Source organism: Ideonella sp. sgz306126 (assembly GCF_056032705.1).
Map to the genome: position 1 here is coordinate 15,508 of NZ_JBVYWP010000005.1, position 11,760 is coordinate 27,267.

Consider the following 11,760-nt stretch of genomic DNA (forward strand, 5'->3'; position numbering starts at 1 on the left):
ATCGTCATGGTGTTGTCTCTTCGCACCGTCATGGCCTCATCTACGCCGCTCAACCGCGCAGGCGTGCGCCCAGCGCAGCCTGGACCCGCCTCACGGCGGCTGCAACCGTGGCGTCAATGCGCTCGTCGGTCAGTGTCGCCGTGTCGTCCAGCAATTCCAGGCGGACCGCCATGCTACGCTCGCCCGCCGCAAGATCGGTCGATCCTGATTTGGGCTTGTACACATCGAACAGCGTCGCGTTTCGCACCAGCGATTGCTCGTCGGCACACAAGACCTTCATCATCGCGTCGTGCGTGACGCCCGGCGGCACCACCAGGGCCACGTCTCGCGTCACGGCCTGCTGGCGCTGAATCGGACGGGCCTGTGGGACCTCGCGCTGCTGCACGCAGGCCAGGTCCAGCTCGAACAACATGGGTGACTGCGGCAAATCGTAGGCCTGGCGCCACTTTGGATGCAGTTCACCCAGATGGCCGACGATCCGGCCATCCAGCCGGACGGCCGCGCAACGTCCCGGGTGCATGGCTGGATGATCCGCCGCGACGAACTCCGGCCGACGCGGCGCAAGCAGCGCCTCCACCTCGCCTTTGACATCGTAGAAATCGACCGCCGCGTCTGGCGCCAACCATTGCAAAGGTTGCGCCGGTCCATAGGCCAGGCCGGCCACCCGCATCGGCTGGTCCACGCCCCGGACCGCGGACACGGTCGACGTCACCGCGGGATCGCGGCGGAACACGCGCCCGATCTCGAACAAGCGCACTCTGGACGCCTTGCGCGCCAGATTGTGTTTCAGCACCTGGATCAGGCTGCCCACGAGACTTGAGCGCATGACCGCAAGCGGTGCCGCGATCGGGTTCAACACCCGGATCGGGTCGGCGTTGCCCGCCAACTCACGTTCCCAGCGCTCTTCGACGAAGCTGAAATTGATCGTCTCCTGGTAGCCCAACGCGGCCACCGCGTGGCGCACCGAATGGACGCTCCGGCTGGATTCGACCCGGATGCGTGCGGTGACCGGCGCCAACGGCGGACTCGCCGGTAGGCGGTTGTAGCCCAGCACCCGAATCAACTCTTCGATCAGGTCTTCCTCGATCGCCAGGTCGAAGCGCCAACTGGGCGGCGTGACGGTCAGGACGCCCTCAGTCTCGGTGATTTGCAGCCCCAAGCGCCGCATGACGCCGGCACACTCCGACTGGGTCAGCGGCATGCCGATGACCTTGACGGCGCGCGCCACGCGCAGCATCACCGGCGTGCGTACCGGCATCGCGGGCTGCTGGTCGTCAATCGGGCCGGCTTGGCCGCCGCAGATGTCGATCACCAAGCGCGTGATGTGCTCGATGTGCTCCACCGTACCCTGCGGATCGACACCGCGCTCGAAGCGATGGCCGGCATCGGTCGAGAAGTTGTAGCGGCGCGAGCGCCCGGCCACCGCCGCAGGCCACCAGAACGCGGCCTCGATGTAGATGTTGCGCGTGTCGTCCGACACCGCCGTGGCGTCGCCGCCCATGATGCCGGCCAGCGATTCGACGGCCTGGTCGTCGGCAATGATGCCCACCTGAGCGTCCAGCGTCACCGTGTTGCCGTTGAGCAGTTTCAGCGTTTCGCCGGGCCTGGCCCAGCGCACTTGAAGGCCGCCGTGGATCTTGTCCAGGTCGAAGATATGCGACGGTCGACCGAACTCGAACATCACGTAATTCGAGATGTCCACCAGCGGGCTCACCGCTCGCTGGCCGCAGCGCGCCAGGCGCTCGACCATCCATGCCGGGGTGGTGGCCCGGGGGTTCACGCCGCGCACGATGCGGCCCGAGAAGCGGCCGCACAAGTCGGTGGCGTCCACCTTCACCGGCAGGCGCGCATCGTGCGCCGGCAACACGGCAGCGATGGCCGGCGACTTCAACGGCGCACCAGTCAGGGCCGACACCTCGCGCGCGATGCCCTGCACGCTCAGGCAGTGCGCCAGGTTGGGCGTGAGCTTGAGCGTGAACAGCGTGTCGTCGAGGTTCAGGTGGGCACGGATGTCCTGACCCACCGGCGCGTCGGCCGCCAGCTCCAGCAGACCGCCATGGTCTTCGCTGAGCTTGAGCTCGCGCGCCGAACACAGCATGCCGAAGCTGTCCACCCCCCGAAGCTTGCCGACCTTGATCTGAAAGGGCTCGCCATCGTCGCCGGGCGGCAGCTCGGCGCCGACCAGCGCCAGCGGCACCTTGATGCCGGCACGGGCGTTGGGGGCGCCACAGACGATTTGCAGCGGGCCGTCCTTGGAATGCTCGCCGGCATCGACCTGGCACACCCGCAGACGATCGGCGTTCGGATGCTGCACGGCTTCGAGGATCTCGCCGACGACGATGCGGCTGAAGGCCGGCGCCACCGGACGCAGCTCTTCGACCTCCAGGCCGGCCATGGTCAGCAGTTCGGCCAGTTCGGCGGTGGTGAGGGGCGGATTGCAGAACTCGCGTAGCCAGGATTCGGGAAATTGCATGATGAGACTCGGATCGGATTCTTCGAAAGGCGGCTCAGCGGAACTGCGAGAGAAAGCGCAGATCGCCGTCAAAGAACAGGCGCAGATCGTTCACACCGTAGCGCAGCATGGTCAGCCGGTCGGGGCCCATGCCGAAGGCAAAGCCGATGTAGCGTTCAGGGTCCAGCCCGAAGTTGCGCACCACGTTCGGATGCACCTGGCCGGAGCCGGCCACCTCCAGCCACCGCCCCTTCAGCGGACCCGAGGCGAACGCGATGTCGACCTCGGCCGACGGTTCGGTGAACGGGAAGAACGACGGGCGGAACCGGATGGTCAGGTCGTCCGACTCGAAGAAGTTGCGGAAGAAATCGGTGAACACCGATTTCAGGTCCTTGAAGCTGACGTTCTCGCCGATCCACAACCCTTCGCACTGGTGGAACATCGGCGAATGAGTGGCGTCGCTGTCCACCCGGTAGGTGCGTCCCGGCGCGATCACGCGGATCTCGGGCATGGCCTCGCCGGCAGCGATCCTCGCAGCATGCTGATTGACATGCTGCATCGCGTAGCGCACCTGCATCGGGCTGGTGTGAGTGCGCAGCAGCTGCCCTCCCCCGTCCGGGGCCGTCGTGTCGACATAGAAGGTGTCGTGCATGGACCGGGCGGGATGGTCCGCAGGGGTGTTCAACGCCGTGAAATTGAACCAGTCTTCCTCGATTTCGGGGCCATCGGCGACGTCGAAACCCATCGAGCCGAAGATGGCCTCGATGCGCTCCATGCTTCGCGAGACCGGGTGCAGGCCGCCAGCGCCACGCTGCCGACCTGGCAGCGTCACGTCGAGCGCCTCGGCCTTCAACTGCGCCAGCAACTCGGCATCGGCCAGCGCCTGACGGCGCTCACTCAGCAGCGTCTCGACGCGCTGCTTGGTCTGGTTGATCTCCGCACCGCGAGTCTTCTTCTCGTCGGAGGGTAATCCGGCCAGACCTTTGAGCAGGTCGGTCACCCTCCCGGCCTTGCCCAGGTAACGCGCCTTGGCGTTTTCCAGCTCGGCCGGCGTGGCCGCCGCGGCGAATTCCGTCCGCGCCGTTTCCACCAGAAGATCGAGGTCGTTCATGAGTCAAATGCAGGAAAATGAAAAAAGGCCGCACCCCAGGGTGACGGCCTTCGAGTGCCTGAACAGGTTGCGACTGCCTGCGCAAGCAGGCAGGAACTCCCTCCAAGCGGATCAGCTCAGCTGGGCCTTCACCTTGTCGACGATGGCAGCAAAAGCGGCCGGATCGTGAATCGCCATGTCCGACAGCACCTTGCGGTCCATGTCGATCGAAGCCTTTTTCAGGCCGGCGATGAACTTGCTGTAGGTCAGACCCAAACCGCGCGACGCCGCGTTGATACGGGCGATCCACAGCTGACGGAACACGCGCTTCTTGGCACGGCGGTCACGGTAGGCGTATTGCCCAGCCTTCATCACCGCCTGCTTGGCGATGCGGAAGACATTCTTGCGACGGCCGCGATAGCCCTTGGCCAGAGCCAGGATCTTCTTGTGACGAGCACGAGCGGTAACACCACGTTTGACGCGAGGCATATGAGATCTCCTTCAGTCTTGGTGGATTACAGGCCGGCGAACGGCAGCATCTGCGCCATGTGACCCAGATTGGTCTCATGGACATTCACTGCACCCCGCAGGTGACGCTTGTTCTTGGTGGTCTTCTTGGTCAGGATGTGACGCTTGAAGGCTTGACCGCGCTTGACGGTGCCACCAGGACGAACGCGAAAGCGCTTTTTCGCGCTGCTCTTGGTCTTCATTTTGGGCATGACTGCTCCTTTTAAGTGACCTCTGCTGGGCGGCACCGCGGGTGCGATGCACTTGATGGCCTGCAGCGGCTTTTCTTCAATCCCGCAGTGACCGGACTGCGGGCTGAATTTCTACGACCTCTTCTTCGGCGCCAACACCATGATCATCTGGCGCCCTTCCAGCTTGGGCATGTGTTCCACGACGGCCACATCGGCCAGTTCATCGCGAATGCGCTCCAGCAGGCGAATGCCGATATCCTGGTGCGTGATCTCGCGCCCGCGGTAGCGCAGCGTGACCTTGCCCTTGTCGCCGTCCTCGGCGATGAAGCGACGCAGGTTGCGCATCTTGATCGCGTAATCGCCTTCATCGGTGCCCGGACGGAACTTGACTTCCTTGACTTCGATGACCTTCTGCTTGGACTTGGCCTCGGCGGCGCGCTTTTGTTCCTGGTACTTGAACTTGCCGTAGTCCATCAGGCGGCACACCGGCGGATCAGCCTGGGCCGCAATCTCGACCAGGTCGACATCCGCTTCGGCCGACATGCGCAAGGCATCCTGAATGCTGACGATGCCCAAGGGCTCGTTGTCCACGCCGTTCAGGCGCACATTCAACGCAGTGATCTCGCGGTTCAGTCGGTGCTTGCGCTCGACGTTAGGTGTCCGACGGTCAGCAAAGGTAGCGATGGTTCAAACCCCTCAAACAGGCCTTCAGGCAAGCGCAAGACCCAGAAACAAAACAATGGCACGCAAAAAACCGAGACCGCCAGTCAGATCTTGGCAGCGATGTCGGCTGCGAGCTTCGCTTGGAAGTCTGCGAGGGACATCGCACCCAGATCCTGGTTGCCTCGGGCGCGCACCGCAACGGCCCCGCTTGCCTTTTCCTTGTCGCCTACGACCAGGATGTACGGAACCTTTTGCAAAGAATGCTCGCGGATTTTATACGTAATTTTCTCGTTACGCAAATCAGCACTCACTCTAACTCCTTGTTTTTGCAGAGTTTTCACCACATCCTGGACAACATCTCGCTGTGCATCGGTGATGTTGGCCACCACCACCTGCACCGGCGCGAGCCAGGCCGGCAACGCCCCGGCGTGCTGTTCGATCAGGATGCCAATGAAGCGCTCCAGGCTGCCGACGATGGCCCGGTGCAGCATCACCGGGTTCTTGCGCGAGCTGTCCTCGGTCACATACTCCGCATCGAGACGCTGCGCCATCGAGAAGTCCACCTGCATCGTGCCGCATTGCCACTGCCGGCCCAGGGCGTCCTTGAGCGTGTACTCGATCTTCGGCCCGTAGAAGGCGCCATCGCCCGGCGAGATGACGTAGTCGCAACCGGAACGGCGCAGCGATTCGATCAGCGCAGCTTCTGCCTTGTCCCAGATCTCGTCGGATCCGATGCGTTGCTCAGGCCGGGTGGCCACCTTGTAGAGGATGTCGGTGAAGCCGAAGTCCTTGTAGACCTTTTGCAGCAGTGCGGTGTAGGCCACGCACTCGTCCAGGATCATGTCTTCGGTGCAGAAGATGTGGCCGTCGTCCTGCGTGAAGCCGCGCACCCGCATGATGCCGTGCAGACCCCCGGTGGGCTCGTTGCGGTGGCACTGCCCGAACTCGCCATAGCGCAGCGGCAGGTCGCGATAGCTCTTGATGCCCTGTTTGAAGATCAGGATGTGGCCAGGGCAATTCATCGGCTTGAGCGCGTAGTCGCGCTTCTCCGACTCGGTCGTGAACATGTTGTCGCGGTACTTGTCCCAGTGACCGGTCTTTTCCCACAGCGAGCGGTCCAGCAACTGCGGCCCCTTGACCTCCTGGTAGCCGTTATCGCGGTAGACGCGGCGCATGTACTGCTCCACCTCCTGCCACAGCGCCCAGCCCTTCGGATGCCAGAACACCGTGCCAGGCGAATGCTCGTCAAGGTGGAACAGGTCCAGTTCGCGTCCCAGCTTGCGATGGTCGCGCTTTTCGGCTTCCTCCAGCATCGTCAGGTACTGCTGCAAGTCCTCCTTGCTGGCCCACGCGGTGCCGTAGATGCGCTGGAGCATCTCGTTGCGGTGATCGCCGCGCCAGTAGGCACCCGCCACCTTCATCAGCTTGAAATGCCGGAGCTTGCCGGTGCTGGGCACGTGCGGGCCGCGACACAGGTCCTCGAACGCACCTTCCCGATAGAGCGAGACCTCCTGGTCCGCCGGAATGCTGGCAATGATCTCGGCCTTGTAGGCTTCCCCCAGCCCCTTGAAGTAGGCCACGGCCTCGTCGCGCGGCAGCACGCGGCGCAGCACCGGTTCGTCCTTGCGGGCGAGCTCGGCCATCTTCTTTTCAATTGCCTGCAGGTCCTCGGGCGTGAACGGCCGCTTGTAGGCAAAGTCGTAATAGAAGCCGTTGTCGATCACCGGCCCGATCGTCACCTGCGCCTCGGGAAACAGCGACTTCACCGCGTACGCCAGCAAGTGCGCCGTCGAGTGACGGATCAACTCCAGGCCATCGGCGTCCTTGTCGGTCACGATGGCCAGCGTCTCGTCGGCCTCGAGCCGGTGGTTCGTGTCCACCAGCCGAGCGGTTGCCCCACGCCCCACGCGCCCCCCCAGCGCCGCCTTGGCCAGGCCCGCGCCGATGGATGCAGCCACCTCGGCGACGGTCAGCGGACCCGGATACTGGCGTTGCGATCCATCGGGCAGCGTGATCGTGATCATCGGGAATCTCCAAATGCAAAAAGCGCGGCACATCAGGCCGCGCTTCGATATGAACAGGAACGGAAAAGGTCTTCAGCAGCCGCGGCCGACGTCAAAGCTCCGTGACGCAGTCGTGGTTCGCGGTGTCATAACCCGTGCTGCCTTTCCCGTTCTTGTGAAGTCAAACTGGCTCAGATTGTAGCGGGATCAATCCGGCTGCAACGCCTGCCCGACCACCCTGACCCGCATCCCCACCTGAAGCCCGTTGACCTGGCTGTCGTTGAAGCTGCGAACACTGCCGTCATCCATGCGGACCTGCACCCGCCAGCGCGCCGGCGTATGGTTCTGCTGCATCTCCACCTCGTTGCCGATCAACGCGCCGCCGACGGCACCCACGGCGGTGCCGGCCGCGCGGCCATTGCCGCTGTCGCCAAACTGGCGACCGACGATCGCGCCGACCACGCCGCCGATCAGCGCGCCCGCGCCCGACGTCGACTGTCTGGCCGCCACCGGTTCGATCGCCTGGACCACGCCGGTCTGCGCCGCCGGCAAAGTCTGCCCGGCATAGGTCGGACTCTCTTCGTAGGACGGGCCGCCCCGGTAGGCACAGGCACCCAGCATCAATGTCGCCAGACCGGCGACCCCCCAACGCATCAGCGTCGAATTCATCATCAATCCCTTTGCGAGCAGCGCACGACGCGCAACGTCGGTTTCAACGCGCCAGCGCGCGAACGGGTTGATAGCCCCCGCTGGGTTTACACAGATTCACGGCAGCCCGTCGGCCGGTGGCCCAGGCTTTCGCCCCCACCCGAAGGTCGACCGGAAGCCTCTGCGACCCTGGCGATAATCAGCTGATGGACGCCCTGCAGCCTTTCGTGAACGCTCCCACCGACCGCAGGTTCCCGCAAAACAGGGGCCGCCTGGACATTTCGAGGCGTCCCGGCAGCTTCGCCGGTCCGCACCAGGTCTTGGCCGGCTGCGTCGGCGAACGCATCGCATCGCACCGCCTGGGCCTGCCGTCGCGGGCAGGACGTCCCGCGGCATGACCTCTCCCCAGGCCCTCCGCCCCGGCCCCGTTGCCGACTCGTGCGACGTCCTGGTCATTGGCGGCGGGCCCGGCGGCGCGACCGCAGCGACGCTGCTGGCTCGTCAAGGGCGCCAGGTCACACTGGTCGAAAAATCCCGCCACCCGCGCTTTCATGTGGGCGAATCCCTGCTACCCGCCAACGTGGCCTTGTTCGAACAACTGGGGCTGCGCGAACAGGTCGAGCGAATCGGCATGCCCAAGTGGGGTGCCGAATTCGTCTCGCCCGACCATGCGCATCGGAGTTCTCTCAGGTTCGCCGACGCGTGGGACAAGAGCATGCCTTACGCGTGGCAGGTTCGCCGCTCCGAACTGGACGAGCTGCTGTTCCGGAACGCACAGCGGTCGGGTGCCGTCGCGGTCGAAGGCTGCCAGGTGCATGACGTGCAATTCGACGCCGATGGCGCCGACGTGCGAGCGCTTGCCGACGACGGGACCGAGCGTCTTTGGCGCGCCCGCTTTGTGATCGACGCCTCGGGACGCGACACGTTGCTGGCCGGAAAGCTCGGCACCAAATCCCGGAACCGGCGCCACAACAGCGTCGCGCTGTTCGGTCACTTCGTGGGCGCGCAACGCCTGGCGGGACGGGAGGAAGGCCATATCAGCATCTTCTGGTTCGCACACGGCTGGTTCTGGTTCATTCCGCTGCGGGACAACACCACCAGCATCGGTGCGGTGTGCTGGCCGCACTACCTCAAGACGCGCGACAAACCTCTGCGAGAGTTCTTCGCCGACACCGTCGCCCTGTGCCCAGGCCTGCAGGAGCGGCTGCGGAACGCCACGCTGGTCGACGATGCGGTTCACGCCACCGGCAACTATTCGTACAGCAGCAGCCGGTGCACGGGCGACCGTTTCCTGCTGGTCGGCGACGCCTACGCCTTCGTCGATCCGGTGTTTTCCTCCGGCGTCTTCCTGGCCATGAAGGGCGCTGCCGAAGCCGTCCATGTCGTCGCAGCCCGGCTCGATCGCCCGCACCTGGCAGCCCGGGCCCGCGCACGCTACGAAGCCATGATGCGCAAGGGCCCGCGAGAATTTTCCTGGTTCATCTATCGCGTCACCAACCCGGTCATCCGCAAGCTTTTCATGTATCCCCGCAATCCCCTGAGGGTTCAGGAAGCCCTGCTCTCCTTGTTGGCAGGCGACATCTTCGGCCAGACCCCCATCTGGGGTTCGCTGCGTATCTTCAAGGTCATCTACTACCTGTCCCAGTTGGCCAACCCGCGCATGGCCGTCGCGGCATGGCGGCATCGGCGTCTCAACATCCGGGACGTCGGACCGCTGCAGGGCGAGAACCTACAGGAGTCCAAATGAGCACCACCGCCTTCGCCGCCGCGGCCTGCGGGCGGGTCGCCACCCTGGCCCATGCGTCGACGCAGGAACGCCTCGCCCCATGATTCAGCGTCGCTGTCGCCCTGAGTTCGCGCTGCTGATGTCCAGCCTGGTGTTCGCGACCACCGCTCGCGCCCAGGACCTGCCCCTGTGGGAACTGGGTCTCGGCGTCGGCGCACTGCGCCTGCCCGACTACCGCGGTGCTGACCAGGCGCACCACTGGCTTGTTCCGGTGCCCTACCTGGTCTATCGGGGCAGGTTCCTCAAGGCCGACAAGGAAGGCGCCCGGGCGGTGCTGCTGGACACGCACCGCGTCGAGCTGAACCTGAGCCTGGCCGCCAGCGCCCCCACCCGCAGCCAGGACGATCGAGCCAGGGCCGGCATGGCCAATCTGGCCCCGACCCTCGAACTGGGCCCCAACCTCAACGTCGCGTTGGAGCAGGGGCCAGGCTGGCGCCTGGATCTGCGTCTGCCCGTGCGGGCCGCGCTGACCCTCGAATCGCACCCTCGCGCGATCGGCTGGACGGCATCGCCCAACCTCAATCTCGATCGCCCAGTCGACGGCTGGAACCTGGGCTTGCAGACCGGCCCGGTCTTTGGCGATCGGCGCTACCACGCCTACTTCTACGACGTCGCTGCGGCCGACGCCACCGCCTCGCGACCGGTCTATCGGGCACCGGGCGGGTATGCCGGATGGCAGGCCACGACCGCGCTGTCACGCCGCTTCGACAAGCAATGGATCGGACTGTTCGTGAAGCTCGACCGCTTGAACGGCGCAGCCTTCGAAGCCAGCCCGCTGGTGCGCCAGCGGCAGCAATGGTCGGCGGGTATCGCGCTGTCATGGATCTTCGCCCAGTCCTCCCGCAACGCCCCGCCCTCACTTGATCCGCCGTGAATCACTGGTTGTTGACCCCCTTCATGCTGCTGACGATGTATCTGCTGCTGCTGACCCTGGGCCTGCTCTCGCTGGCCTGGAACCTGGTGGCGAGCGTGCTCTATCCGGTGTTGCCGCGCCAGCGTGGCCTGGCGATAGGCCGCGCGGCCATCGCCCATGTCTACGCCATTTTCTGGGCCCTGGCGCGCCGCGCGGGCATGCTCAAGATCGACGCCGCCGCGCTCGACCCGCTGCGCGACGTGCCCGGCCTGGTGCTGGTGGCCAACCATCCCAGCATGCTGGACGCGCTCATCCTGGTGGCGCGCCTGCCGCGCAGCGCCTGCGTGATGAAGGCCAGCCTGATGAAGAACGTCTTCCTCGGGCCCGGCGCCCGGTTGGCCCGCTACATCCGCAACGATTCGGCCCGCGGCATGATCCGCTGCGCGGTCGATGACCTGAAGGCGGGCGGCCAGCTCGTGTTGTTCCCCGAAGGAACCCGCACGACCACCGACACCGTCGATCCGTTCCGCCCGGGGTTCACGCTGATCGCCAAGCTCGCCGGCGTGCCCATCCAGACGGTGTTCATCGACACCCGCTCGCCCTACCTCGGCAAAGGCTGGCCGCTGTGGCGCCTGCCGCCGCTGCCGATCGAGTTCTCGGTCAGGCTGGGCCGGCAGTTCCAGCCCACCGCCGACGCCGACGCCTTGCGCGCCGAGATCGAAACCTACTTCCGCCAAGGCGTTCGTCCGCGCACCGAACGAACGGCATCATGACGACGCCCGCCCCCGCCTCCCCCGCCCCGTCGGCCACCCACCTGGTCCTCATCCCCAGCTACAACACCGGGGCCACGTTGATCGACACGGTGCGCGCCGCGCGAGCCCGGTGGAGCCCCGTCTGGGTCGTGATCGACGGCAGCACCGACGGCAGCGCTGCCGCCCTTCAGGCGGCATTCGACGGCGACACCGGCCTGCGCATCGACGTCTTGCCGGCCAACCGCGGCAAGGGTGCCGCGGTGCTGCAGGGCCTGCGCGCCGCGCAGGCGGCGGGCTTCACGCACGCGCTGACCATGGACGCCGACGGCCAGCATCCCGCTCGGTTGATCCCGCGCTTCATGGCGCTGTCTCAGGCCCGGCCGGAAGCGATGATCCTGGGTCGTCCGATCTTTGCCGCCGACGCGCCCTTGCTGCGCGTGCGCGGTCGCAAGATCTCCAACGGCTGGACGGATCTCGAGACGCTGGGTGCCGGCGTAGGCGACTCGCTGTACGGCTTTCGCGTCTACCCCGTCGCGGCGCTGGTGGCGGTGATGGACCGCCAACGCTGGATGCGGCGCTTCGATTTCGACACCGAAGCGGTGGTTCGGCTCGCCTGGCGCGGCGTCAAGCCCATCAACGAGGACGCGCCGGTGAAATACCTGCGAGCCGACGAGGGTGGCGTCTCGCACTTTCGCTATGGCCGCGACAACCTGTTGCTGACCTGGATGCACCTGCGCCTGATGGTGGAATTCACGCTGCACCTGCCGGCGCTGGCATGGCGCCGCGCCACTCGTCGCGCGCCGTTCCAGCCCTGA

11 protein-coding genes are annotated in these 11,760 nt (G+C 65.6%); 4 read left to right on the forward strand and 7 right to left on the reverse strand.

Features of this window, described 5'->3' with window-relative positions:
• Positions 1-49: 49 nt before the first annotated feature.
• From pheT to AC0N04_RS15250, 7 genes are all read right to left on the reverse strand, one after another.
• On the reverse strand, positions 50-2,473 hold the full coding sequence (pheT, locus tag AC0N04_RS15220) for a phenylalanine--tRNA ligase subunit beta (protein WP_474283104.1): 2,424 nt from the start codon (positions 2,471-2,473) through the stop codon (positions 50-52).
• 34 nt (positions 2,474-2,507) lie between these two features.
• Positions 2,508-3,563: a phenylalanine--tRNA ligase subunit alpha gene (gene pheS / locus AC0N04_RS15225; RefSeq protein ID WP_474283105.1), complete on the reverse strand. Its 1,056-nt coding sequence runs from the start codon at positions 3,561-3,563 to the stop codon at positions 2,508-2,510.
• 111 nt (positions 3,564-3,674) lie between these two features.
• Positions 3,675-4,031, reverse strand: a complete 357-nt coding sequence (gene rplT, locus AC0N04_RS15230; RefSeq protein WP_474283106.1) for a 50S ribosomal protein L20 — start codon at positions 4,029-4,031, stop codon at positions 3,675-3,677.
• A 26-nt stretch (positions 4,032-4,057) separates the two neighbouring features.
• Complete coding sequence (gene rpmI, locus AC0N04_RS15235; RefSeq protein WP_144734192.1) at positions 4,058-4,261, reverse strand: 50S ribosomal protein L35; 204 nt, start codon at positions 4,259-4,261, stop codon at positions 4,058-4,060.
• Positions 4,262-4,372: 111 nt separating this feature from the next.
• Positions 4,373-4,924, reverse strand: coding sequence for a translation initiation factor IF-3 (infC, locus tag AC0N04_RS15240; RefSeq protein WP_474283301.1), 552 nt, complete (start codon positions 4,922-4,924; stop codon positions 4,373-4,375).
• A gap of 83 nt (positions 4,925-5,007) precedes the next feature.
• A complete protein-coding gene (gene thrS / locus AC0N04_RS15245) occupies positions 5,008-6,927 on the reverse strand; it encodes a threonine--tRNA ligase (protein WP_474283108.1) in 1,920 nt (639 codons plus the stop codon).
• Between the two features lie 186 nt (positions 6,928-7,113).
• The gene (locus AC0N04_RS15250; RefSeq protein ID WP_474283110.1) at positions 7,114-7,575 is read right to left on the reverse strand and encodes an outer membrane lipoprotein; all 462 of its coding nucleotides are present in this window, start codon (positions 7,573-7,575) and stop codon (positions 7,114-7,116) included.
• A 373-nt stretch (positions 7,576-7,948) separates the two neighbouring features.
• On the opposite strand from AC0N04_RS15250, the gene AC0N04_RS15255 reads away from it, so the two are divergent.
• The 4 genes from AC0N04_RS15255 (at position 7,949) to AC0N04_RS15270 (ending at position 11,760) form a co-directional block, all read left to right on the forward strand.
• Positions 7,949-9,301 carry an NAD(P)/FAD-dependent oxidoreductase gene (locus tag AC0N04_RS15255; RefSeq protein ID WP_474283112.1) on the forward strand — a complete coding sequence of 451 codons (1,353 nt, stop codon included), beginning with the start codon at positions 7,949-7,951 and terminating at the stop codon, positions 9,299-9,301.
• A 79-nt stretch (positions 9,302-9,380) separates the two neighbouring features.
• Positions 9,381-10,214, forward strand: coding sequence for a MipA/OmpV family protein (locus AC0N04_RS15260; RefSeq protein ID WP_474283114.1), 834 nt, complete (start codon positions 9,381-9,383; stop codon positions 10,212-10,214).
• Entirely contained in the window at positions 10,211-10,966 is a 756-nt protein-coding gene (locus tag AC0N04_RS15265) for a lysophospholipid acyltransferase family protein (RefSeq protein ID WP_474283116.1), read from the forward strand. The genes AC0N04_RS15260 and AC0N04_RS15265 overlap by 4 nt, the downstream gene beginning before the upstream one ends.
• On the forward strand, positions 10,963-11,760 hold the full coding sequence (locus AC0N04_RS15270; RefSeq protein WP_474283117.1) for a glycosyltransferase family 2 protein: 798 nt from the start codon (positions 10,963-10,965) through the stop codon (positions 11,758-11,760). The genes AC0N04_RS15265 and AC0N04_RS15270 overlap by 4 nt, the downstream gene beginning before the upstream one ends.